General features: G+C 49.4%; 19 protein-coding genes. 6 read left to right on the forward strand and 13 right to left on the reverse strand.

Annotation, left to right across the window (positions count from 1 at the left end; genetic code table 11):
* Nucleotides 1–162 precede the first annotated feature (162 nt).
* Nucleotides 163–390: a hypothetical protein gene (locus Q4491_RS08525; RefSeq protein WP_303456458.1), complete on the forward strand. Its 228-nt coding sequence runs from the start codon at nt 163–165 to the stop codon at nt 388–390.
* 104 nt (nt 391–494) lie between these two features.
* On the opposite strand, the gene Q4491_RS08530 is transcribed toward Q4491_RS08525, so the two are convergent.
* Nucleotides 495–1,037, reverse strand: coding sequence for a hypothetical protein (locus Q4491_RS08530; protein WP_303456461.1), 543 nt, complete (start codon nt 1,035–1,037; stop codon nt 495–497).
* A gap of 170 nt (nt 1,038–1,207) precedes the next feature.
* On the reverse strand, nt 1,208–2,185 hold the full coding sequence (locus tag Q4491_RS08535) for a GlxA family transcriptional regulator (protein ID WP_192016850.1): 978 nt from the start codon (nt 2,183–2,185) through the stop codon (nt 1,208–1,210).
* Nucleotides 2,186–2,395: 210 nt separating this feature from the next.
* Between Q4491_RS08535 and Q4491_RS08540 the strand changes: the two genes are divergently transcribed.
* Nucleotides 2,396–4,240, forward strand: coding sequence for a beta-ketoacyl synthase (locus tag Q4491_RS08540; RefSeq protein ID WP_303456464.1), 1,845 nt, complete (start codon nt 2,396–2,398; stop codon nt 4,238–4,240).
* A 103-nt stretch (nt 4,241–4,343) separates the two neighbouring features.
* Here the strand turns inward: Q4491_RS08540 and Q4491_RS08545 are convergent, their stop codons facing one another.
* The 5 genes from Q4491_RS08545 to prsT all read right to left on the reverse strand — a co-directional run bounded on the left by Q4491_RS08545 (nt 4,344) and on the right by prsT (nt 10,931).
* Nucleotides 4,344–5,996, reverse strand: coding sequence for an AMP-binding protein (locus Q4491_RS08545; RefSeq protein ID WP_303456469.1), 1,653 nt, complete (start codon nt 5,994–5,996; stop codon nt 4,344–4,346).
* Nucleotides 5,997–6,303: 307 nt separating this feature from the next.
* The gene (locus Q4491_RS08550) at nt 6,304–6,786 is read right to left on the reverse strand and encodes a CreA family protein (RefSeq protein ID WP_120512930.1); all 483 of its coding nucleotides are present in this window, start codon (nt 6,784–6,786) and stop codon (nt 6,304–6,306) included.
* A gap of 81 nt (nt 6,787–6,867) precedes the next feature.
* Nucleotides 6,868–7,308, reverse strand: a complete 441-nt coding sequence (locus Q4491_RS08555) for a hypothetical protein (RefSeq protein WP_192016853.1) — start codon at nt 7,306–7,308, stop codon at nt 6,868–6,870.
* Nucleotides 7,305–8,093 (reverse strand): serine protease, encoded by a 789-nt coding sequence (locus Q4491_RS08560; protein WP_303456473.1) that lies wholly within the window; start codon nt 8,091–8,093, stop codon nt 7,305–7,307. The genes Q4491_RS08555 and Q4491_RS08560 overlap by 4 nt, the downstream gene beginning before the upstream one ends.
* 69 nt (nt 8,094–8,162) lie before the next feature.
* A complete protein-coding gene (gene prsT / locus Q4491_RS08565) occupies nt 8,163–10,931 on the reverse strand; it encodes an XrtA/PEP-CTERM system TPR-repeat protein PrsT (RefSeq protein ID WP_303456476.1) in 2,769 nt (922 codons plus the stop codon).
* 201 nt (nt 10,932–11,132) lie between these two features.
* Between prsT and Q4491_RS08570 the strand changes: the two genes are divergently transcribed.
* Entirely contained in the window at nt 11,133–12,344 is a 1,212-nt protein-coding gene (locus Q4491_RS08570) for a GNAT family N-acetyltransferase (RefSeq protein WP_303456479.1), read from the forward strand.
* Here the strand turns inward: Q4491_RS08570 and Q4491_RS08575 are convergent.
* Entirely contained in the window at nt 12,289–13,812 is a 1,524-nt protein-coding gene (locus Q4491_RS08575) for a chondroitinase-B domain-containing protein (RefSeq protein WP_303456482.1), read from the reverse strand. The two genes, Q4491_RS08570 and Q4491_RS08575, sit on opposite strands and share 56 nt — an antisense overlap.
* A gap of 524 nt (nt 13,813–14,336) precedes the next feature.
* On the opposite strand from Q4491_RS08575, the gene Q4491_RS08580 reads away from it, so the two are divergent.
* The 3 genes from Q4491_RS08580 to Q4491_RS08590 all read left to right on the forward strand — a co-directional run bounded on the left by Q4491_RS08580 (nt 14,337) and on the right by Q4491_RS08590 (nt 18,525).
* Nucleotides 14,337–15,296 (forward strand): hypothetical protein, encoded by a 960-nt coding sequence (locus tag Q4491_RS08580; RefSeq protein ID WP_303456485.1) that lies wholly within the window; start codon nt 14,337–14,339, stop codon nt 15,294–15,296.
* An 11-nt stretch (nt 15,297–15,307) separates the two neighbouring features.
* Entirely contained in the window at nt 15,308–16,774 is a 1,467-nt protein-coding gene (locus tag Q4491_RS08585; RefSeq protein ID WP_303456488.1) for an oligosaccharide flippase family protein, read from the forward strand.
* A gap of 410 nt (nt 16,775–17,184) precedes the next feature.
* On the forward strand, nt 17,185–18,525 hold the full coding sequence (locus tag Q4491_RS08590; RefSeq protein WP_218385399.1) for a putative O-glycosylation ligase, exosortase A system-associated: 1,341 nt from the start codon (nt 17,185–17,187) through the stop codon (nt 18,523–18,525).
* Between the two features lie 56 nt (nt 18,526–18,581).
* On the opposite strand, the gene Q4491_RS08595 is transcribed toward Q4491_RS08590, so the two are convergent.
* From Q4491_RS08595 to Q4491_RS08615, 5 genes are read right to left on the reverse strand one after another with little or no spacing between them, the layout of a single operon-like run.
* Nucleotides 18,582–19,745 carry a glycosyltransferase family 4 protein gene (locus Q4491_RS08595; RefSeq protein ID WP_303456495.1) on the reverse strand — a complete coding sequence of 388 codons (1,164 nt, stop codon included), beginning with the start codon at nt 19,743–19,745 and terminating at the stop codon, nt 18,582–18,584.
* Nucleotides 19,742–20,932 (reverse strand): glycosyltransferase family 4 protein, encoded by a 1,191-nt coding sequence (locus tag Q4491_RS08600; protein WP_303456498.1) that lies wholly within the window; start codon nt 20,930–20,932, stop codon nt 19,742–19,744. Before Q4491_RS08600 ends, Q4491_RS08595 begins: the two co-directional genes overlap by 4 nt.
* A complete protein-coding gene (locus Q4491_RS08605) occupies nt 20,932–22,815 on the reverse strand; it encodes an XrtA/PEP-CTERM system amidotransferase (RefSeq protein ID WP_303456501.1) in 1,884 nt (627 codons plus the stop codon). The genes Q4491_RS08600 and Q4491_RS08605 overlap by 1 nt, the downstream gene beginning before the upstream one ends.
* Before the next feature lie 25 nt (nt 22,816–22,840).
* Complete coding sequence (gene xrtA / locus Q4491_RS08610; RefSeq protein WP_303456504.1) at nt 22,841–24,286, reverse strand: exosortase A; 1,446 nt, start codon at nt 24,284–24,286, stop codon at nt 22,841–22,843.
* A complete protein-coding gene (locus Q4491_RS08615; RefSeq protein WP_303456509.1) occupies nt 24,279–25,538 on the reverse strand; it encodes a TIGR03087 family PEP-CTERM/XrtA system glycosyltransferase in 1,260 nt (419 codons plus the stop codon). Before Q4491_RS08615 ends, xrtA begins: the two co-directional genes overlap by 8 nt.
* Nucleotides 25,539–25,548 lie beyond the last annotated feature (10 nt).

Consider the following 25,548-nt stretch of genomic DNA (forward strand, 5'->3'; position numbering starts at 1 on the left):
AATGCAGGCATGTATATCTGAAGCGGCTTCTCGTGTTCGTGGTAAGCGAAAAAATGCTAACAACTCATAGTCTGTTCAAGCTGCATTCAACTTTGTTGTGCGAGGCTGAGTGTTCGGATGCAGGTATTGTCCTGTTTCCTGTACCTGATAATGAGGTGACAGATGAAAAATATCCTTACTGGTGTGATCGCACTGGTTCTAGGTTTCTTTGCGCTGACCTTTGCGGCAGTCATGGGACTGACGATGGCATTGATTGCATTTATTGCTCAGCCATTCCTCAAGCGCAAGCTAGCGAAAGAATTTGCCACTTTCAACGCGGCGCAAGCTGATAATACGTCGCCAAAAGGGCGCGTTATTGAAGGTGAGTACGAGCCGGTTCAAAGCCGATAAGTTTCACACATGCCAGACATCGAACGCCAGCACACAGTGCTGGCGTTCGCTATTTCAGTGGTTGTGGTTTTAACTGCTGAGACGACACCTTGCGGCTTTTCTGCTTATTTTGTGACTTGGTTTCTCAGGCAATCAAGAAAATCATCCAGATGCCCTTCCTCCAGATAGAATCGATAGTGCTTGTTGGCACTACGAAACTCAAAGCGACCTTCATCTTCTGCGATTAGCCTGACTAATAGGTCAAAAGCTTGTCGCGGGCTAGTGCTGCCTAATCTGACCAAATGGGAAATACTGTAACTGCGGGAAGAGTCTGACAGGTTCAGATTGCCGTAATACTTTTTCCAGTCTGCGGTAAAAATCTCAACTGGCTGACCGGTACGAAAATAACTGAAGTTTTCGAAGCCAAGCGGATAAGAGATATCAGCTTTCAGGGCGACATACCGCCGGTTAAAGCCATTATCCGCGACGAGCGCAATCTGAAAATCAGGTTCAATATTGTTGTACTGATTCTTGGCCAGATGGTAAAGGTCTAGCCGGCAGGAACGGCTATCCAGTTTTGTGGTGCTGGTCGGCAGAGGTTTTGGTGGAGCACTGGCAGCAGAGTACGCTATGAACAGTATGAAAAACAATTGGATACGACCATACATCACTTGATTTTCCAGTTCATCGAGACAGGCATTACCCAGTTCAACTCGAGATCTTATTGAATTGTTCGTTACTAATAGCATAGCGACTGGGTGACTATCAGTGTGACCGGGATGCGGGCTAAACCATTGATCCGGCAATTAAGTGATGCGGAATCTCATAAGTGAGTAATTCAGGCTTGGTATATCTTCGCTTTGACCATATGGCGGTACTGAGACGGGCTCAGCGTAAACTGTTGCTGGAAACGGGTACTGAAATGATGGGCGTCACGGTAACCGACCTGTTCTGCGACATCCTGAACAGATAACCCAAAGTCCCGCAACAGGATTTGTGCCGCTTCCATACGCAAAGACTGCAAATATTCATGCGGAGTCTGGCCGACCTGGGTTTTGAACCGGCGTTGAAAAGTCCGTAATGGCAAGCCGCACTGTTCTGCAACGTCTTTTGCTGTGATGGGGCGGGATAAGTTGCGTTTGAGCCAGTCCTGCGCCAATGCGATGGACTCATCAAACTGAACTTCTCCGCCTATCTGATAGAAGGGTTGCTGATCAGACTGAGAAATTTCATGCCCGAAATGCGTTTCGACTGTTTTCGCCACGCTTTGGCCAAAATGCTCACGTATCAGGTACAGGATCAGCTCTGATTGCGAGTTGATACTGACGGTACAGTACAAACCATTCGCAACAGTAATGGACGCCTGGCGGTTCAGAACAACTGCCGGGTAGCGTGCGGCAAACTTATCGTAATAGTACCAATGCGTGGTTGCTACTTGCTGATCGAGCAGTCCGGTTTCGGCCAGCCAGCAGACGCCTGTACCTGTGGCGATAATTTTGGCGCCCTGCTGATATTGGTGAGTCAGCCATGACACCAGTTCCGGGCATTGCTTCAGCGCGGAGATCGGGTTGCCCCAGATGGGCGGCAAAATCACAAAATCGAATTGTCCTGATTCTTTCAGGGTCAGATCCGGTTGTAACCGCAGGCCGGATTTGACCGCTGGCGGTGAAAGACTCTCTGCAACAACCGAAATTGAAACGGGTTTTGACCTCTGATCCTGTTTTGGCCTCAGGCTGGCAGCACTGCTCAGCATCTCTGCAGCAAGAGAAATACCTGTGATTAACGCACGCGGATAAAGGACAAAGGCAATCTTCATAGTCAGCACTCTGTTTTAAACGTAATGGAGACAGAAACGGGGTGATTTTTTCTGAACCTGAGCTGAAGCTGGTTACTCATGCCGACACAAATTCGTCTTCTTGATCTGGTTTGGCGTTTATGTCAGTAATTATGGCGTAAAAGCCAGGTGAAATACCAGTGGAACTTGGTAATCTGATAGACAAATAAATCATGAAGCAAGAAGCATACAATGAAATTACCTCTGATTGTCGGAATGGGCGGTATCAATGCCGCAGGTCGTAGTTCAGGTTTTCACAGCTATAAACGTATGCTGGCAGACATGCTGCCGGCCAGCGATATGCATTCAACCTGGCAAGATCTGGCGCACCGAATGGGCCTGGCAGACGGTGACGTCACTGACACTGTGATTGAGGCGATCAAGGACGGCACCTTAATCCGCCGTATTGAAACCTTCGATCCTGATCGCGTACTGCAGCAATATAAAACAGCGATTTCAGGCGGTAATGAACAGATCTGTTTCACATTGCGTAAATCAAAGCTGCCTGCGCATGTGCCGGAGAACTGGCGCCTGGAAGAAGAGGGCAGCAAAGTCCATATCACAGTAACCGGTGAGCTGGATGCACTGCTGGCTGATTATGTCACTTTTCCTGTCAGCAGTGGCGGCAACATTCCCCGTGGCTTTGAACCGGGTAAGTTATATAACTCACGGTTTCATCCGCGCGGACTGCAACTGACCATTTATGGCGCCTCAGATGCGCTCAATTCCCTGGGTGTTGACTGGTCGGAAATACTGACCCATATCCGCCCTGACGAGGTTGCCGTGTATGCCGGTAGTGCGCTGGCGCAGATTGATGATCAATCCATAGCCGGTATGGTTGCCGCACCGCTTACCGGCGGCCGGGTCAGCTCGAAAATGATGGCTTTATCGCTGGCTGAAATGCCGGCCGATTTCATCAACGGCTATGTGATTAACAGCGTAGGGACAACGGGCACCAACATGGGGGCCTGTGCAACCTTCCTGTACAATTTGCGTCAAGGCATGCAAGACATTCAAAGTGGTGCGGCCAAAGTGGCGATTGTCGGAAACGCTGAAGCGCCTGTGGTCTCTGAAATCATGGAAGGTTTTCGTGTGATGGGTGCGTTAGCTGAAGATGCACAAATCTGCGCGCTGGATGACAGTGACACCGTAGATAACCGCCGTGCATGTCGTCCGTTTTCTGATAATGCCGGATTTACCATGGCAGAATCAGCCCAGTTTGTCGTGCTGATGGAAGAAGAGCTGGCCTTGAAGCTGGGGGCAAATATCTATGGTTCTGCTGCCGATGTATTTATCAATGCTGACGGCAATAAGAAATCTATCTCGGCACCGGGGGTAGGCAACTATGTCACTGTTGCGAAGGCTGCGGCACTGGCGCAGGCCATTCTTGGCCCGGACGGTGTGAAGAAAACCTTTGTCCAGGCCCATGGTACGGGCACACCGCAAAACCGAGTTACGGAAAGCCACATACTCAACGAGGTGGCAAAGACCTTTGGCATTGAAAACTGGCCGGTGACGGCGATTAAATCTTATGTTGGTCATTCTATGAGTGCGGCAGCCGGCGATCAGCTGATGGCTTCTCTGGGGGTCTGGCAGTACGGCTGGATTCCGGGGATTAAAACGATTGATCATATTGCCGATGATGTGCATCAGTCCAATCTGAATATTTTGATGGATCATTACTTTGCCGGCACAGCGGGTGATGATATGCAGGGCGTGATCATTAATGCCAAAGGCTTTGGTGGCAACAATGCATCAGCGCTGGTGCTATCGCCACAGAAAACCCTGGCGATGCTGCAAAAGAAATACGGGCAGCTTGCTATCGCTGAATATCTTGCACGTAATGTTAAGGTGCGTGGTGTTACCGCGGCGCATGATCAGCAGGCTTGTCAGGGACAGGAAGAAATCCGCTATGACTTTGGTGAGTCTGTGATGGATGAAACCTCGGTGACAATGACACAGGACAGCCTGACTCTGTCGGCCTTTGATGAAGCCATTGCATTGCCAACGGCAAATCCGTACGCCGATTACGAATAACTGTTTTGTTGTCTTCAACAAAACAACGGGCAGCTTAAAGCTGCCCGTTGTTTTTATTGCACTGGCAAACGATCACTTGTTGCCGTGGTGACGGTTGCGGTGTTTATTCTTCCCACTGGATAAGCTGATCTTTTGGCCACTGACAGCCGGTATCGTGATACTGTTTTTCCAGCACATGACGTTTAATTTTCAGTGTAGGGGTCAGAATACCGTTCTCAATACTCCAGGGTTCTTTGATCATCAGAACACCTTTTATCTTGGCGTGTGATTCCAGTTCTTTATTGATGGTGTCGATTGCCCGGCTCACTTTTTTCGCATATCTGTCCCGGTCAAAATTAGGGTAAGCATGCGCTACCGCCAGCAGTATGGGGGCGGGCATACCTGAACCCACCACACACATCATTTCAATGCCACAAAGTTCAAAGAGGCGTTTTTCAATCGGAACCGGTGAAACGAATTTACCTTTCGCTGTTTTGAAGTTGTCTTTTTTCCGGCCCTGAATTGTCAAAAAGCCTTCTTCATCCAGACTGCCCAGATCGCCGGTATGCAGCCAGCCTTCATCATTGAAGCTTTCTTTGGTTGCGATGTCGTTTTTGTAGTAACCAGAAAACAGGCCTTTGCTACGCACCAGAATTTCATCATCTTCGGCGATCTTGATGTCCACACCCGGCCCCGCACTGCCTACCGTGCCGATCTTGTCGCTACGAAACGGCAGGTTGAGTGTGCCATAGGCATAGTTTTCCGTCATACCCCAGGCTTCGGTGATATTGAGTCCGATACTCTCATACCAGCGCAACAGGGCCGGTGAAACCGGTGCTGAACCGCAGCCTAATACGCGCGCTTCATTCAGGCCCAGTCCATCAGCCAGTTTGCGTTTGATAAGACCGGACACAAAGGGGATTTTCAGCAAAATGTTCAGTTTTGTCTGCGGCAGTTTTTCCAGAATTCGTTGCTGGAACACAGTCCAGAGGCGGGGAACTGAAATAAATAATGTCGGGCGGTGCATTTTCACATCGTCAATGAAAGTATCTAGTGATTCAGGAAAAGCAACCTGCACACCTGCCATCATTGATGTGCCCAGGATATAGACACGCTCGGTGATGTGAGCCAGGGGAAGGTAGGAGAACAGACGTTCATTGTCGACGATGCCGATATGCTCAATGAGGTTCTGCGCCGAAAAAGCAAAGCCACCGTAAGAGAGAATGGCCCCTTTGGGTAACCCTGATGTGCCGGATGTATACACCAGCGACATCACGTCGTTGTCCTGATGGGAAGGGCGCTCTTCACTCGGGTTGTGCGAGTCAATTAACTCATTGAATGAGTGCTTACACTCTGGGGTGTTCGGGTACGGGAAGCTGACAGTGATGATGTCTTCCAGATTGTTACAGACGGTATTGATCGCGCGGTTATCATCCAGCTTACCAATGAAAATCAGCTTGGCTTCACTGTGAGCCAGACAGTGCTCTATGGTGTCTGCACCTGCCGTAGGAAAGACAGGCACGCTGATGTAACTGCCGAGCATCATAGCCAGATCGCAGATATACCATTCAGCGCAGTTTTTCGATATCAAGCCTAGCTTGTCCCCTGGCATGAGGCCTTGCGCACGTAATGCGCTGACAAGGCGTAGTGCCTTATCTACGACCTCGGCATAGGTAAAGTCGGTAAACTGCCGGTTGATGATCTGGCGGAGAAAAATGTCATCCGGGCGTTCTTCTGCCCATTTCAACATGCGTTCATGAGGTAATGCTTGCGTCATGAGCGAATCCCTTAATGTGTTTGGCTGTAAAGGCAAAGTCATTGTAATGTTCCATTCCGTGGTTGTTATTATCTTGTTAAATAATTAAATGCGGCTTTAGGTGGAGCGTCAAGATATTACTGTATTGAATTTGCGGTAAAAATCTAACTCAGTGATCAAAAATAACGGTTTAAGTCATTGAGAAAGCAGGAAGAGATACTGACTAGCTGTACACCTGCAGCAGCTCTGTGAATTGTCAGAGCTGCGATGCAGTATGCATGTGTTTTTGTTACTGAATGTAAACAGTAACCTGAATGAAGGATTTCAGTTACTGTGCTTGTGGTGTGACAGGTGCCTGATACGCTTTGGTTCCCCAGAGTGGCACTGTAGACAGGCTGTGCTTATAGCTGCCTGATGTTTCTTTGGTGGAATAAGACAGATACATCAGTGTCTGGCTGTCGTGGTCAAACACCCGGCGAATTTTCATGGTTTTGAAAAAGACACTTTTCGACTTCTTGAAAACCACATCACCCGATTTCGATTTATCAATCGCGGCGATCATTTCCGGGGTAATTTCACCGGTTTGCCGGCAGGAAATGGATGAATCACTGGGATCTGAAAAATCCAGATCCGCTTCAATACTGGCAATGTGGCAGGTGACGCCTGGTATCAGCGGATCACTGAGCACATTCAGTTTGATGTCTTTAGTGGTAAATACGCCCAGACTGACGTCACCGACTTCGTTGTCTGAACAGCCTGCCAGTAAGGATGCTCCTGCGATCATGGCAGAAAAGAGCAGAGCGCGCTTCATTCAAAGTCTCCATTGTTCTGTAAGAATAGTGAGTGGAACGGTGTCGGATAATAATCACGCTCTCGCGGATTGTGCGTACATTTAGCGTTTTCTACTGCTTTTCATGGCTGCATGCCGTTCCAGGTACCAAGATAGCAATCCGCCCAGCATGACTCCAGAAAGATTTGCCACGGCATCGGAAAAAGAGCTCTGGCGCCCAAGATGAAGAACGCCCTGGAAAACTTCGAGCAGACTGCCAAAAATCATCAGTCCGATCAGCAGGGTAAGGTAGAAACGGTATTGCTGGCTGACACAAAGTGCCAGCATGGCAAAAAGCATATAAGTCAGTACATGAAGCAGTTTATCCAGGCCGGATATGCCGTAAGTATCTAAGTCGGCCAGTGATCCTTTCTCTGCGGCTGGCATTAAGGTCAGCCCTGCGATAGAAGCAGCATACAAACTGAATAGCAGCCATATCCATATCAGTAATTGCCGCTCTTTCAATGAAACATACAGTGAGATCGGTTCAGCATGTTTTCTCATGGTTTATAGCGTGAGCTTAACAGCTGATTCAGGTGCCGAACGGGAATGGCATAAGTGATGGCACTCGGCTGACTCAGTGCGTTTTCTTTGCTGGTTTGCACTAAGACCTTATTGATGACAGCGATGACTTCACCTGTGTCCTGATGGTAGACCGGACTGCCGCTGTTGCCGGGATAGGCTGTGGCATCAAACTGATAGACAACATAAGGGTTTTTCAGGTATTTGAGGCGTGCAACTGAAAGCTCTTTTGCTGTACGGGCCGGTACTGCAATCGGCGTAATGCTGGATACCATGCCTCTGTGTGTCACCGGGTACAGGCCGAGCACTGCACCTATAGGGAAGCCAGTGAAGCTGTATATTTCACCTTCACGCACCGGCCGCGGAGAGAGACGCAAGCTTGGTAAGGGGCTGCCAGTGATTTTCAGTAATGCCAGATCGTGCTCACTGTCACGTGCAACGACTGTTGCGGTGCGGACATCCGGTGAAGTGCCTGTCCCGACAAAGACAACAAAGCCGGTGTTTGTATCCACTTCGATGGAAGTGGGGACAACGTGATTATTGGTGGCAATCAGTGTGCCATCGCCGACGACAAAGCCAGTCCCGATTAAATTAGCCCGTGGTGTCGCCAGTTTGTTGTAAGTGCCGACTCCGACAACTGAAGGTTTAATTTTCGCAATAACATCTGGCAATGCGGCTTGTGTGTTCGCGGTTACAAGCAGCATGCTGCCGAGGCAGAGCAGAGTTCGTACGATGAGCAGAGTGACTCGACGGGTACAGAAAAGCATGATTTTTTGTCCTTTGACGCTGGCAGAAAATAGGGTGAACCTATCGCCCCGCACTGCGGGGCGTTGAGTTTACAGCCGGATTTGTTCTTCCAGTTTGCTCTTTAGCATCAGCAGCTTAGGATCGGAAGTCGTCACGCCAATTAAAACTTCTCGCGCATTTTCCTTCATATTGTTTGCCAGCAGACTTTCTGCATAATGAAGGGCGATCTCAGGGTTAGTCTGTGCCTGCTTGTAGGCTTTTTCCAGCATTGGCAGTGCATTGGCGGCCTGTCCTGATTTCAGCAGACAATAACCGTAGGTATCCTGAATCTGTGGGTGCTCCTGAGCCAACCCTAAAGCTTTCGAAGCGCTGTCGCAGGCTTGCGGATACTTTTCCTGAGATAAATACAGCCAGGCAAGATTATTTAAAGCCACGACATTATCTGGCTGTTGCTCCAGAATGCGCCGGTACTGCGCGATAGCCTGTTCAGGTTGTTGCTCAAATTGCAGTTGGGCCAGTGTCAGGCGCAAGGGCGCGGCTTTATCACCGTATTCTTTGATGACCCCCTGCAAAAATGCAATGGCTTCCTCAGCTTGCTGGTTTAATGAATAAGCAGTGGCCACATCGTTGGCGCTGGCGATCCCCGGTGAGGCAGCATAGCGTTGCCGTTGCCATTCAACAGCTCGGGTATAGTCTTTGCGCTGCAGGTAATTCAGGGCTTGTAATCGCATGAAGTACGCTTGTGTCTTTACGTTGTCCGGCAGGGCATCCAACGTGGACTGGCTGGCGCTGGCATTATCCAGTTTCAGCTGTAACCCGGCTTTCATCAGCGAAAATACCGCCGTGTTCTGAAATAACTGCTCGGCCTTTTCGGCCAGTTGCAGGCTATCTCTCATTTTGTTGTTCAATTCTTTAATCTGGATATTGCGCATATACGCTGGCTGGCTGAGTACATCTTGCTCAAGCCATTTGGTGTAAGCCGGTTCGGCCTGACGGTAGTCGCGCTGACTGAAATAGATATCACCCAGCAGTCGCCAGCTTTGGGCGGTTTGCTGCTGGGGTGTCAGACTAGTCATGAGGCTGAGTGCCTGGTCCGGGTTTTTTTGCAGCATATAACCGCGAGCCAGATCCAATTTCAGTGCGGTATTATCCGGGTGTGCTTCGACCTGAGAAGCAACCAGAGATACAGCCTGGTCAAGTTGCCCACTGAGCTGACCATATTTGTACAGTGTCCGGGTGGTCAGATTCTTTCCCGGGTAATGGGAATAAGCGGTGCGCGCATAACCGAAAGCGGCGTCCATATCATTTTTGCTGGCGGCAATCTGGCCAAGCCCCAAAGTGGCTTGTAAGTTCTTGGCGTCTTTTACCAGTACCTGCTGATAGATTGCCTGCGCCTGATCGGGCTTTTTCTCAATTTGCAGCACCAGGGCATTGAGCATCTGGGCAGTCTGATCGTTTGGATTGCGTTCAAGCCAGGCAGTGACAAGTTGTTTGACCTCGTTGGCCCGGCCTTGTTTTAAGTAATAATAGGCAAGACCCAAATTCGCTTCTGCGAGGGACGGGTCGGTATCGAGAATGCGCTGGAGAGTGTCGACCCCCGTCGTATCATTACTGGCTAACTGAAGCAATCCTAAGCGAAGCTGCTTGCTGGTGGTTGGGTTATGATTGGCTTTTTCTGCCAGAGACATAGCGGCATCATTACGGCCGATTTTGGCGAGTTCCAGGCTCATATCTGAGATAAAGTCGCTGCTCGCTTTGTCTGTGGCATCGAATTGATTCATGGTTTGCATGGCACCTTCAATGTCACCCAGCTTAAGCTGGCTGGAGGCATACAGGCGTTGGATCATATGGTTTTGCGAGACAAAAGGCGCGACTTTTTCAAATCGCTCACTGGCCTGTTCATAATTTCCCTGGTTATAGGCAACGACACCCGAAATCAGGTAAGTGGGCAGATTTCTGGAACCGTTTCGGATGGCTAAATCGGCGTGGACTTTTGCTTCACTCTGTTTCTCTTCGGCGTAAAGAATGGTGGCTTTCAGTTCATTGCTCAGTACGTGACCGCTTAATACCGTCAGCAGATTATCGACATACTTTTCTGCTTCCTGGTACTGCTCTGTTTTCACCAGCGCCTGTGCCAGATACAGGGTGTTTTGTAAGGCTTTCGGGGCGGTGTCTACAGCTTTGCGATAGCTCTCTGCTGCGGCTTTGTTATGACCCATACTGGTTTCAATATGGCCTTTCAGCAGCCAGGCATCACTGCTGGCGGGATACACTCGTACTATATTGCTGACCTGGCTCAGTGCAGTATCATTGAGTTCTCTGGTGGCATCTAAGCTGGCTCTGGCAAGGCGCGTGTAGAGCGTGATCTGTCCGGTTTTTTCGGCTCGCTGAAAGGCTTGTTCAGCGCCATCGGGATCGTTATCGAGCAACAAAGCCAGTGATTCTATCGCGTAAATGTCTGCCAGTGCTTCAGCTTGCTGGCTGCGGGGCCGTTTGGCCAGGTCAATGATATCCGTTGTTTTTTTCTGGGCCAGATAGGCCTGGGCAAGCAGTGGTTCAATCGCGTCCTGCTCGTCGGCGCTTCTGAGTGCTTTATACAATTCTTTTTCAGCACTGGCATAATCGCCCTGGTCCAGGTAAATCTTACCCAGCATCAGCCGGGCCTGATTGGCATCAGGATGTTGCTGTATGGCATTTTTCAGCTCAATAACTGCAGCATTGATTTGATTGCTGCTTAGATAGCTATCGGCTTTGGCCATGTACTCATCGACAGACTGTTCACCACAGGCTGTGAGTGTGACAGCGACAACACCAGCGAGTGCCAGCACATGAAAGGTGGTGCGAGGTAAAAAAGCCATAATCATCCCTGTCAGAATTTTCAGATGGACTTTTTTTAGGATAGTCACATTTTTGACACTGCGGCCAATCGCTTTGACATAAAACGTCTGTTTGTACTCACTGTGCTGATAAAAATAGCCATTAAAGTACCTGAAAAGTGCGTTGCCCTTTGCTCTGCTATGCTTGATGCGAACGGATAAATTACGGCGCAGGGTAGAAAAATGGAAAGCAAAAACAGTTCGATACAGTGCGAATGGATTGTTAACCCCGATCATAAGTGGTTAGCAGGACACTGGTGTGCGCTTGAGGAGCAGGCTGAACCGAACCTGTTTTTGTCCTGGCTCTGGATAGGGACATGGCTGGATTGTTTTGTGGACAACTGTTGTGTTGTTCTTGCCCGGCAAGAGGACAAAATTGTCGGCCTGGGCATTATCGTGATTAAAGAGAAAAAGATTGCTGGTTTGTCCTATGGCAGACAGTTTTGCCTTCACCGGACAGGTATTCCTTCACAGGATCAAATCTGGATTGAATATAACGATTTTCTGATGGACAAGACGCTGGCCAATACCGTTCGTCCATTAATGACAGCCTGTGTGATGTCGCAAATGAACGGGACAGATCTCTTTGAGATTGGCGCCAGTCTGGACGTGGATTTTGTCAGTAACGGACCACAGTCTGTGGCGGCGCATTGTGGTAGCGAAAGGGCAGATAAGCAGGCCGTTTTATCCGGGCTGGCACTTGCAGAAAAACAGGCATTTGCAGAACAAGAGGTGGTGTGGGAGTCGGTCGGCTTTGCGCTGGATTTTGGCCCGCTGAAGGACAAGCAGCAGACGCTTGATAGCTTTCTGTCGCGAAATGCCAGGTATCAGATAAAGCGCAGCCTGAATAAGTACAATGCGCTGGGCGAAGTGAAAATCACCACGGCTTCTTCTGTCACTCAGGGACTTGAGCTTTTCAATCATGCGGCTGAATATCATCTCAGTCGTTGGGGCAGCAAATCAGAACAAAGTGGTTTTGCAAATCCTGGTTTTCTGCATTTTCACCATGAGCTGATTCGCCGCGGGCTGCCTCAGGGGCGGATTGCCATTCACCACCTGCAGGCCGGGGAAGACGATCTGGGGGTGATTTATAATTTTCACCATGCCAACTGGGTACTGTTCTATTTAAGTGCGCTGAATTATGGCTCGGGCGATAATCACCTGAAACCCGGTTTGGTTGCGCACTATCTGCTGATCCAGGATGCCTGGGAAAATGGGGCGCTGGGGTACGATTTCATGGGCGGGATTGCCCGTTACAAAAAAACCTTCGCCAACCGTGAGTGCCGGTTGGCGATCAGTCAGTTCCGCTATCCGCATTTTACCTATTCAGTGAAGAAAGCTATTCGTGCTTTGAAGCGTCGGGTGTTGTCCGAAAGCAGTTCTGACTGTCCTTAAAGGCGCCGGCAAAGGTGTCCTGCACATTGATCGGGTTGCCACAAAAGTCCGAGATACTGTCCCCTTTGGCCGTCACGGGATACTCAGTGGCACTGCGGGTTAATTTGGCTTTGATAGCATCGTCTTTGGGCGAGAAGTTACCTATTGCTGGCGAGGTAAACCAATCATCCAGTTTTTGTTTTTCGGTCAGATAGTCAGGGGAAAGAATCAGATTGTGGGAGGCCGACGCTTTACCCTGGTCGCGTTCCCGTATTTTGCCGCTCACAATGTTATTAATCAGCTCGGCGCTGGACTGAGCAAACCGGACGTCGATGCCCGAGGTATGATAGAAAATGTTGTTGTTGACCAGTGAATTACTGGATTTATTAATGTAAAGACCCACGTCATTGCAGTGCAGGACGATATTGTTACGTACTGTATGGCTATCCCCTTCGAAAGTCAGTTGTCCCCGCCGATTCTCCTGCTCCATACCGCCGCCACCTAATGACAGGCCAATCTGATAACCATCATATTTCCGGCTGGTGCTGTTACAGATAACCAGGTTGTTTTCTATGATGCCTTGCTCGTTGCCGCCTTTCATGAAAGCGCCATAGCTGACCTGATTGCCGCCGGACTTGATGAAATCACGAATGATGTTGCGATCGATACTCCAGGCATTGCCATGGTCAAGATTTATGGGAGTGACAGATCTCGAGGTGTCTCTTGGCTGAGTATTGTAAAAGTGATTACGACGAATGATGCCGTTATCAGGAAACTTGTTTGCCATCCGGTTGACTTTGATGGCGGCGTTGAAATCGATGAAGACATTGTTCTGCACCAGGCTGTGATCGGCATCGCCAACAATGTGCAGCGCATGATCGCAATCGGAAGGGGTGGGACAAACACCTTTAAAGGTCAGCCCTGATACCGTCCAGTAGGGCTGATTAATCACAATGCCTTCCAGCCCGTCGAGCTGCAGCAGAACGGTACCCGGCTCTTCTGCCCTCAATACTACGGGACGCGATGCAGAGGGTGTAATCTGGCTGATATTAAGGCGCTTGCTGCTGAAAAAGTAGGTGCCTTTTTTCACGACAATGTCCTGGCCGGGTAACACATCTTCCAGTGCTTTTTCAAAGCTTTGTTCATCAGATACCCAGAGGGTACCGAGCGAAGCGGGCTTGATCGGTTCTGGCTTAGGGCCTGATGATGACCAGTCAGGCCCGACTGATGGCCAGTATTTTGTATCAAATTCGCGCCAGAAATAGGAAGGACTGGCGAGGTTGCTGGCCACACTGGCAACGGCCTGATTGACAGGTGCCAGGCTTGGAAACTCTTGTTCAATGTGACTAACTGACTGGCGCAAAGCGGCGGGCAGGGTCTGACTTTGTTCGCTCCAGTGTTTAACCAGATACACACCGGCAACAAGGAGGATCACGTGAGCGAGAACACCGATTGTCGCGAGATATGTTTTTATTCCTTTCGAAATCATCAGTCAGCTCCCGGCTATTATCTGCTTTAAAAGTGTGATTAACGTCAAACAATATTCAAGATCGAGTATAGGTAAGAATGTTGACATCGGGTGAAGCAAGTACCACAAATCCGCCATAGTTAGTCGGTAATACAAGACTGAATGTGGGTAGAGATTGGGTTACAGCACTGAGATTAGGAAAGCAGAAAAACCGAAAATGTAAGTAGTTAGCCAGGCTGACTGAGGCGAAACCCAGATAGCTGTTTTGAAATTATTCAGGTGGCAGATAAGACAATTTTATGATCTGGCATGGTGGCTCTGTGCTTCATGTGCCATTTTTAACATAGGTATGCCAAGTGACTCAGGCTGCAAGTTACTGAAGTTGATTGTAACGAGCCCCGGAGGCTGTCTGGGGAAAGCACGGTTAGCAGAACCCCTAATTATCAGCGTACTGCATCAGCGAAATGCCGCTTTCGGATAAAGCGTTCGGTGAGTTCAGAAATGGTGGCGTTGCAGGCTGGCATTGCAGCGAATCAGGAGAAAAGATGGACGTTAAACTACTGGTAGTGATCCATGCTGAGGAAGAATTTGACTGGGATCAGGGATTTAATAGCCGAAATACTGCCGTTACGCACCATCATGCCCTGATCCCTTTTATGGGGGAACTGATTGAGACTGGCGCTAAGATCACCTTGGCCATGGACTATCCGTTTGTTGAAAGTGCCGGAGGCAGGGAAGTGATAGCCCACTACCAAAGCAACGCAGCGCAGTGTGTTGAATTTGCCGCGCATTTGCACCCCTGGGTGAATCCGCCCAATGTCTCTCATGATCAGTCTGTGACCGACTTTGAGTCTTATCCCTGTAATCTGGCACCGGATCTTGAGTATGAAAAAATAAGCAGGCTGACAGAAAAAATACAGGCGGTGTCAGGGGTATCTCCGGTTACGTATCTGGCGGGACGATACGGTTTTGGCCCTGTTACCAGTGAACATTTGCGCACATTGGGTTATCAGGTCGATCTCAGTATCAGTGCTTACTGTGATTTCAGCCATCAGCAAGGGCCTGATTTCAGTGAATATACCAATGCCCTTTTTGTTGAAAATGCGATTCGGCATATTCCGCATACCAGTTCTTGGCTATCCGTTTCCAAGCAGGTTGCAAAAAAGGCCAATCAGTGTCCGGCCTGGTGCCGCACCTTCAATAGCAAATACCTTACCCGTTTCATTGCAAAGGCTCTTCGTATAAGCAGGCACCGCCTGTCGCCGGAAGGCAATGATCTCTCCCAGCTTCAGGCCATCACGCAAGCTCAGATGGCAATTGGGCAAGACGTGTTTGTACTGTCTTTTCACTCCCCCAGTCTGGTGGCCGGAATGACACCTTATGTGCCCACCACCAAAGATTGCGAGCGACTAAAATACACCACACGGCGCTATATTGAGTGGTTTCTGCGGGAGCTGAACGGTGAAATTGTCCTGGCGAAAGACATGGCAGTCAGCCAGGGATAAGGCAGAAACCTATGGCAGATCAGTATTCCCAGGCGATTTTTTCGGGTGCTAAGTGGTCTATGATCACTATTTGGTATAACCGCTGTATCGGGCTGATCAGCACCTTGGTGCTTGTGCGTTTACTGTCGCCGGAAGATTATGGTATCGCCGGGTTCACTATGTTTTTTGTGTATTTTTTCATTGCACTATCAACGGTGGGGACCAAAAGATATGTGCTGATGGAAGATATGACTGATGAAAATAAATTGCACAGTATTTGGTCTTTGAATCTGCTGTTTCGTATCGTGTCTGCGTTTTTTTTATTTCTGTCGGCAGACTGGGTAGCTGTTTACACCAGTGAGCCAGAGATAGCAGTGGTCATTCGTGTTGTCAGTATTATTCCTGTTATTCTTGCTTTTCATAATGTCGGTATGGATCTGTTCGAAAAAAACTTCAATTTTAAAATGGAAACCATGATGCTAATGGTAGCGAAAACACTCGGTAGTGTGTGTACCATAGCGGTTGCGTTAATTATCGGTAATTACTGGGCTTTAATTGCCGGTGTTATATTGATGGCCGTGATTGAAGTGTTCACCAGCTATATTCTTTGTCCTTTTCGGCCCCGCTGGTGCACACAGTACTGGAAAGAACAGTGGGTTATATCTAAATGGCTGTATCTGGTTTCTGTGTCTGGTTATATGCGCTCCAGGGTAGATATGCTGCTCTTGGGTAATATTCTTAACAGCCGCAACGTCGGTTTTTATAATATGGGGCAGGAGTTTTCCTGGCTGCCTTTTACTGACTTTCTGGCCCCGATGAATCACGGAGCATTTTCCGTGTTTTCAAAACTGAAAGATCAGGACAGCTTACTGAAAGAAAGATTGTATTCGCAAATGGCATTGTTAATGTTTCTTGCTATGCCTGTGTCTTTTGGGGTATGCGCCATTGCGGAGGATTTTGTCTATGTCGTTCTCGGAGAAAAATGGATTGACGTTATTCCAGTCATGCAGAATTTGTCATTCTTAATGATTGTGATGACTATGTATATGTTAATACAAACGGTATTGATCTTAAAATCCAGGATGCCACTGTTATTTAAGTGCGATTGTCTGGCAATTTTGTTAGTGATTGGCAGTTTTTATGGTAGCGGCTACGACGATCCTGACAGCCTGTCTTTTGTTCGCTTACTGGTTGGCGGTATATTTCTGGTGTGTGTGACAATTGTGTTCTTGCTTGTGATCAGGCTGCAGGCCAGCCGTTTATTGCCCGTTATTTTTGTGCCGTTTTCTGTTTCAGTATTGATGTATTTCAGCGTTATTTCTGTGGTATCTGAAATAGACAGTCATTTCTGGGGTTTACTCCTGGGTATAGTAACAGGTGTATTAGTGTATTCGGTTTCTATGCTGGCATTATTGCCGGTTTCAATCAGAGTGATTCCGGAGTATCGAAGTATACAAGCTAAAATAGGAAAAATAATCAGAACCCCTATGTTTGATTAACGTCAGTGACGGCAGAAGAGCGGATGGATTTTCTCTATAGCGATTGAGAGTGACTTAATTAGTTGCATAATAATCTACTGCAACTGTTAAGATCTGTTCGGGTCACTGATGACAAATTATTCATAGTCAAAATTTTGTTGGTTCGTTAATCAGGAACTATAGTGAAAGGAGTGGTTAAAAAAGTCACAATATCTGTTAAATATGCCAGCTGGAAGCCCAGACGATCTGAGCTTTTCACACGCTCAGATAAGGAGTTGAACAGTGGAATCAATCCTTTTCTCGATGGGTCTGTTTGTCTTGGTATATCTTTGTGTACGCTCAATAAGGCAGGACAAAGAATACAAAGAATACAAAGAATACTTAGCAAAACAGCAAAAAAATTCTAAGCATCGACGTTAGGGAGCTGGAAAATGAGAGATGTCGTCTTAATCAGCGTTTTCCTGATCCTGGCTTGTTTTGCTCTGAGACGCTCTTACATCGCAGTGTCACTTTGGTTGTGGTCGGGCTTATTTGTGCCGGCCTATTGGGTTTACGGGTTTGCCAAGCCGATCAGTTACAACAGTGTGTTTGCCTTGCTGACGCTGATAACTTACCTTTTTTCCAGGAAGAAGCCCGCGGTTATATTTGACGGGGTTGTCTTCATTGCTATTTTGTTTTGGCTTCATACCGGTTTAACCACCTACAACACCATTATTTTTCCTGAACTGGTTTGGCCGGAATGGGAGAAATTTTCCAAGATCTTCCTGTTGTTCATCATGATTGCATTAATCATCCGGCAAAAGCATGAGTTTGAAATGCTGTTGTGGGGGATATTGATGTCAGTGGGCTTCTTTGGTGCCGTGGAAGGGCTGAAGTTCCTGGCCAGTTTAGGCGGACATAAAATCCAGGGGCCAACTGGTCACTTGATTTCAGACAATAACCACCTTGCCGCTGCTTTATGTATGGTGATTCCTTTATGTATCTATCAGTTAAAGTCCGTCCAGGAAAGGTGGATCCGTTTAGGGCTGATAGGTATGTTAGTGCTGTGTGTGTTGTCTGTGCTGGGCACTTATTCCAGAGGAGGCGTGCTTGCTCTGGCTGTGATTGGCTGTTACTTCTGGTTCAGAAGTAACAAAAAAGTTCTGACATTATTTGGCGTGGCAATTATCGTTTCAGTTTCTGTCTTGCTGTTACCGGACAAGTGGTATGACAGGATGGAAACGATAGAAACGGCGACTCAGGATTCTTCTTTCACTAACCGGCTGACTTCGTGGAAAATCCACACTTTGATGGCGCTGGAACGGCCGGTGTTGGGAGCCGGATTTAAAGCCACCTATTTTCAGCCGGTGTGGGACAGGCTCGCACTGGATATCTATAAAATAGATATTATTGAAACGCCGCCCCCCGGAGAAGAAAGCTGGGCCGCGCACAGTATTTATTTTCAGGTTTTGGGTGATCACGGCTTTTTCGGGTTCACTCTGTTCATGCTGGTTATTCTGTTGTTGTTTCTGAAAATGCGCTGGGTCATTGTGACACTGGGGCGACCGCCATGGAATGATACTCACCACTGGCAGATTGATCTGGCGCGCATGATGCAGGTGTCTTTACTGGGCTATTGCACGGCAGGGGCCGCGCTCTCGCTGGCGTATCTTGAACTTTTCTGGGTATTAGCCGCAGCAATGGCGGCCTTAAGTATGCAGGTGAGAGTGATGGTCAGCCAGCAAGCGCGAAGAAAACCGGTTTCTCAGTTACAAGGCATGTCTTCCACTTAATGTTCTGAATATCGGATCAATCAGTTGTGTTACCCATGGTGTTTTCCCGGCACCATTCAGGGTTTGACAATCAACGACTCAAAAATACCGACGATTTTTTGTGCATTATCCGGCCAGGTCAGCTGTTGTCTGGCAATGCTGGCCGCCGCATTGTCACTTAACTGCTGGCGGAGTGCTTCGTCGGACAACAAACGCTTAATCTGCTCCAGCATATCGGCTAAATGACCTGCTTTGAACAGCAGGGCATTGTCGCCATCTGTCAGCAGCTCTTTTATGTTGTCGCTATCGGGCGCGACAATGGCTTTGCCACATGCCAGGTATTCGATCAGCTTGAGCGGTGAACACCAGGGGGTGACGGCCGGCTGCAGGGCGATATCTATCTGAGAGAGCCAGTCCGGTATATGTTGGCGATCAATTAATCCTGTGATGTGAATCTGGTGCTCGGCCCTGAGAGTGCGTGCCTGTTTTCTGAGCTCATCCAGAACCGGGCCGCCACCGACGATCAGGAATTTCACTTCCGGATCGTCAATGTTCCGCTGCCGGTTAAAATCAACGATCAGTGACAAAACGTGCTCTAATTGATGCCATTCGCGGCAGAAGCCGACAAATCCAACCACCAGGCTACCCGAAAATTCAGGTTGTTTCTCCTTGCCGACAACAGGATGAAATAAGCGGCTGTCTATCCCATTGGGAATAACACTGATGGCATGCTCAGGTACGCCTGCGCGCTGAACATAGCCGGCCAGCACATGACTGACCGGCAGGGTATGATCGGCATTACGCCATGTGAACAATTCTGACCAGCGGGCCAGCCAGGTGAGCGACAATCCGCCGTAGGCATTGCGCTCATCGAATAATGGGGCGTTGATCTCTAATACCAGTGGCACATTGAACAGTTGCTTAGCCAGGATCCCGGTGGGAAGAAACAGGTTGTAGCGCTCATAAATGGCATCCGGTTTTTCCCGGTATAAAGTGATGCACAGCTTGGCGAAATCATAAGCACTGTAGCCAAATTCCAGGATCTCACAGCAAAAACGGGGCAGCATCTGGCGCACTTTGCTGACCCAGCCGCCGTTAGCGCCAACGTCGGCCTGACCGGACACAGCCGGTGCGACGACCACCACTTCGTGGCCTTGTTCACGAAGGGCGCCAATGATGGCATCAATATGGACATACTGGCCGTCTTTGGAAGCGACCCTGTGGTGATACAGAATTTTCATGATGCGTCCTTAATCAAACGATTAAACAACTGATACTGACCTTCAGAGGTGGCAGACCAGTCGAATTGCTCGGCGTAATGACGAGTGTCAGCGCGGGCAAAAGGCTTGTTCAGCAACTGGCGGATACCCTCGGCGATGGCAGTGACATTGCGCTCAACCAATGTGCCTGCCTGGGGCTTACGGACGACTTCAGGTGTCCCCCAGATATTGGTGGCCACAACCGGTGTGCCGCAAGCCATGGCTTCCAGCAGCACATTTGCCCAGCCTTCTCTGTCTGAAGCCAGTGCCAGTAAGTCAGCCGCGCCATAATAGGCGGATAATTCTTCCTGACTGAGCTTGCCCAGAAAGCGTACCCGCTGGGCAACACCCTGTTGTTTGGCCAGGGCGGACAGTGCTTTTGCTTTCGGGCCGGTGCCGGCAATCAGTAACAGGGCATCCGGAATGTGACGCAGGGCTTCGATGACTAAGTGGTGGCCTTTACGCTCTATAAGCAGACCGACGGATAAGATGACAGGTACATTAACCGGCAGGTTCAGTGCCTGCCTGAGTGCGGGTTGCTGGCTTTCGTCGCTGAAACTGAACAGCTCTAGATCGACCCCGTTTCTCAGTGTGCTGACTTTATCCGGTACTGCGCCTAACTCGATCATGCTTTGCCGCAGTGCCTCACACACTGCAAGGTTGTGGTTGCTGACCGATAAAACCTGCTGAATACGTTTTCGGGCTTTGGGGTAGGCGGGGATCAGATTGATGTCTGTCCCTCTTGCCGTCATGGTAAACGGTTTGTTTAAGGTGCTGGCGACCGAAGCAATGGCCACCCCGTCGGGGTAAAAATAGTGGCCATCAATCAGATCAAAGTCGAACCCTTGCTGCATTAAGCGCGCAATCTGTTTGTGCAGGGAATAGGCCAGCGTCGACGGGGTCAGTGACATTCCCAGTTTAGGGATAACCAGATATCTCGGATGATAAATGCGGATGCCATAGCGGCTCTCAGTATAGGGGACAGACGCATAGTCGCTGTATTGTCCAAACACAGGGTGACTGAACGGGAACCAGGGCACAGGTGCTATCACAGTAATGTCTGTCTGCGGGTAATGTTTTTTTAACTGGCGCAGCCGGGTTTCGACAAAAATGCCGTGCCTGGGATTACTCGCGTTCGGGTAGAGTGTTGAAATGGTGAGAATTTTCACTATGCCTGCCTCTCCATAAATTGGGCGAACATCAGTAAACTCCAGAGCACGACACCATGATCGCGCTGGCCGCTTTCGTGCTCAGCCACAATGTTTCGCAGCTGATGCGGATTAAAATAGCCACAGTCCAGCATGACGGGAGATAAGATCTGCGTATGCAGCATCGGCCGGAGCTGGGTACGAAACCAATGGGCCAGCGGCATGCTGAACCCCATTTTAGGGCGATATAAAATATCTTTGGGCAGATAAGGTTCCAGGGCTTTCTTAAAGCAGAATTTGCCTTCCTGTCTGCGGATCAAATCCTGGCTCGGAATTTGAAACGCCCACTCCAGCAGCTGGTGATCGAGCAGGGGGGCACGTACTTCAAGTGAATTGGCCATGCTGGCGCGATCCACCTTGGTCAGAATATCGCCGGGCAGCCAGGTTTTCAGATCGAGGTACTGGATCAATTTCAGCGGATCGTCGGTAGGCGCATTGAGGGCATGCCGGCGAAGAATATCGTTCCCTGTATAGCCATTGAGCTGATGGCGATAGGCCGGACTGAGCAGTCGCTGCCTGTCAGCGAACCTGAGTTTTGAGATCGTATTGGCATACGCATCAACACTGTTCATTGCCAGCGACTGGAAGGTCGTTTTGGCCCTGAAGCGCTGTGGCGCCCAGTCGGCTTTGGGGTATATCTGACCCAACATGCCAAACACCGGTTCACGAATGGAAGAGGGTATCATCCCCCTGACTTTCTGCTCGGCCAGATGAAACCGGTAGCGACGGTAGCCGGCAAAGATTTCGTCTCCCCCGTCGCCGGACAAAGCCACTTTGACCTGTTTCCGGGCCAGCTGGCATACCAGATAGGTTGGCAGTGCTGAATCGTCTGCAAACGGTTCATCGTACAGCCGCCCCAGCACTTCCACTAAGCTGACATCGTCTGCGTTGATCTGGCGATCATGATGCAGGGTTTGATACTGCTCAGCAATGCTGCGGGCATAGTGGGTTTCATCGAACTGAGCTTGATCAAACCCTATGGCGCAGGTGTTCACCGGATTGGATTGCAGGCCCGACATCAGGGCCACAATAGCACTGGAATCCACCCCGCCTGACAAGAAGGCACCGAGAGGCACATCCGACACCATGCGGATTCTGACAGCGTCCAGCAGTTGATCAACCAGTGCCTCCTGCGTATCGTGCCAGCTGAGGACTGTTGCTGGTGCAGAGAGATCCCAGTAGGCACTGGCCGTAATAGCGGCACCCGGCGTCAGTTGAAGATAATGCCCGGCAGGGAGCTTGAATATGTGTTTATAAGCGGTGAACGGGTCTGGAATATAGCCGAACATCAGGTATTCTTCGGCCATTTCGTCGCGCAGAGTGCGGGACACATCAGGATGTGCTAGCAATACTTTCAGCTCGGAGGCAAAAACCAATTGCCCTTTGGCTGTCAGGCTGTAAAAAAGCGGTTTCTTACCCAGCCTGTCCCGGGCAAGAAAGAGGGTCGAGGTGTTTTTATCCCAGATAGCGAAGGCAAACATGCCACGAAAATGGCTGACGCAGTCTTTCCCCCATTGTTCCCAGGCATGGACTATCACTTCGGTATCACTGACGGTACGAAACTGATGACCCAGATTTTTCAGTTCTTTGATCAGGGCTTTGAAATTGTAAATTTCGCCATTAAAGACAACCGCGACCGTGTTATCTTCGTTAAACAGCGGCTGATGCCCGCCGGACAGGTCGATAATAGACAGACGGCGATGGGCCAGCCCGACAAGATCATCGACGAAATAGCCTTCATCATCCGGGCCTCGATGGTGCTGTATCCGGTTGATGTGCTGCAACAGCCGAGTGTCAATAATGCCTGAATGTTGTACGTTGAAAATACCCGCAATACCGCACATAACCCTCTCCCTGATAATGGTTTCATCACCGCTGGTGGCTGTTTTTTAAGATCACGCTGTGCTTGTTTGTGCCAACATCAATGATGTCTTTTATCTGGTTATCGCTCAGCTCAGTGCTTGCTATTGCAAAGACACCTGAGACGCCTTGTTGTCCGGCCAGACGATAAGATGCTTTCATCAACTTGATAGCCAGCGGATTACTGCTGCAAAACGCATTCACACAGTACCAATAGATAACCCGCATGCTGTTTCCCTTCGCATTGGATACAGTCATCGACTTGGCATGAATACCGGCGGGTAACGTCACTGATTGGCTATTGTCGACCGACCAGATGTCTTTATTGAACAGCTGATTGGTACTGCTGATTAGCTCGCCATCCCGTTGCCAGATGTTATAGCGGGCGGTATAGAGTTCTGCCTTTCCGTCCGCAGCGCTCTGGCGCTGGCTACGTTCGGCATGCGGGAATGAGATCCCCCATTCGGTCAGCATGACAGGCTGCGGATTCATGGCGTCAGTTTGCTGGCTGGACAGCAGGGGCTGGCCCTGGTCAAGCTGCTGCTTCCACAAGGCGGTCGCAATAAAAATCAGGGCAACCATGCCAAGTGCCCCCCATGTTTGGCGAGCTGATAGCGCAGACGGTTGCTGCGGCAATTTGACATATGGGGCTTGCTGATCAGAAAACAGACTGGCGGTAAAAAAGATCACCAGAATGACGACACTGAAAAACAGCCAGCCGTAAACCAGATGATCCGCCCCGGCGGCATATTCCATGTTGCTGAAATACCCAATCATCACAATGCCATAAGCCCGGATACCGTTGGCAATGATCGGGAAGATAAACGAAAAGGCCACAAAGAGTGTGCGCTTGTAGACTTTGGTGAACTGTAAGTAGGCGAATAACGTGCCTAATGCCACGCTGGACATCAGAAAACGGATGCCTGAACAGGCTTCTGCCACGTAAAACCGACCATTGGGAATGGTCAGGTATAAGCCATCCCGGTAGACAGGGATATTGCTGATATTCAGCAGCCAGACTGAAAGATCGGCGGTGATGATCTGCAGTTTGGGAATCAGGCTTTCACCAAAGGGGATGGCAAAGAGTAAATACAGCAAAGGGAACCAAAAACGGCGAATGATGGCGGTGCCCAATACCGCCCACAGCAATAACTGAAGACTCACAATGGCGGCGATATGTTCAAATAACCCGATACTTGCCGCCCGGCCCAATAGCCAAAGAAAGCATGATACGGCAAGTAATGCTACCGCCAGCCAACTGACAGACGGGCGCAATGGCCTAATGACCTTGCGCTCTCGCCATACCAGCCAGAGACAGATTGGCACAACCAGAAAGCAATGCTCATAGGTTTTAGAATTGGCCCAGACATTCACCATATTGCTCAGTGACGGCCAGAACAGCCATAACCAGCCGATAACAGGGAATGCCAGGCGAAACCCGATCCGGTCAGACATGTTTAGCCTCAAGATACGTCAGTACTGGTGATAACTTGGCATCCCAGCTGAAATTGTCTTCAATCCACTGTCTTGACAGTGTGGCCGCACGTACTGGGCGAGCTAATTGTTCGCATACCCAGTCGGTGACATCCTGTGGTTCTTCTGCCACATACAGTGTCTGTTCCATTACGTTGTCGGTCATTACGTTGCCCTTGGCAGGATAATTGCCCGGGTAGTGCTCAAGCCCTTCCATACCCTGTGGTGTGGTAAGAACCGGTTTTTCCATCGCCATCGCTTCCAATATTTTGTTCTGGATACCACGTGCGATTTGCATTGGCGCGATGGCGGCTTTGGCATGCAACAGATACGGACGCACATCATCAACCCGGCCGGTGACAACTATGCCGGGCAGTCGGCTCAGCGCCCTGACGCTGGCCGAAGGCGATGAACCGACGATATAAAACTTACCGTAAGGGTGTTCTTTTAGAACCTTCGGCCAGACTTTGCGGGCAAACCAGGTGACGGCATCCACATTGGCCCAATAGTCCATGGCGCCGGTAAAAACCACATAATTATCGTGCTGCAGCGGATGTTCGGTCACAGGGCTGAAATCGGCCTGCGGAGAGAAATAGCGGCTGTCTATGCCGTTTTCCAGCGTATGAATTTTATTTTGTAAGGCGGGTTCAACCATGGCCGCAAACGACTGCCGCTCTGTTTCAGTGACAAAGCAGCTGACATCAAAATCGGCACAGATCGCTTTTTCAAACTTTGCGAGTGTCCGGTACTCACGCTGGTACAGATAACTGGCAACACCGTGTTTTTTCTGCGCATACTGACGCCATTTTTCTGAATCCACATCCACGAAATGCATGACTTTGTGCAGCGAGGGACGTGCATTGAGTAGGTACTGAGCCATGCTGCTGGAGAACACCAGAGCACGCTCAATGGGATGCTGATTCAGGGTGCGATTCACCCAGTCGGTCATTGCCGGATGAGAGTAATAGGGCAGCGTAATGGGCTGTCCTTTATACAAAGCCTGTAAGCCTTTGAGGCGGGCCAACGCCGGATGAAGCGTAATGAAACATACATCCCGGCAAAGCGCTTCTACCTTGTGACGATACTGTTGATCATGCCTATCGTCGATAAAACAACCCAGATAGACATCAAAGTGCTGACTGAGAAATTTCAGTAAATGATAGCTGGCAATTTTATCGCCTTTGTTGGGCGGATATGGAATTCGGTGACAAAGATATAGCACTGCTGGTTTCATTGTCCTGCTC

The organism is Photobacterium sp. 2_MG-2023 (genome assembly GCF_030547675.1).
Taxonomy (GTDB): Bacteria; Pseudomonadota; Gammaproteobacteria; order Enterobacterales; family Vibrionaceae; genus Photobacterium; species Photobacterium arenosum.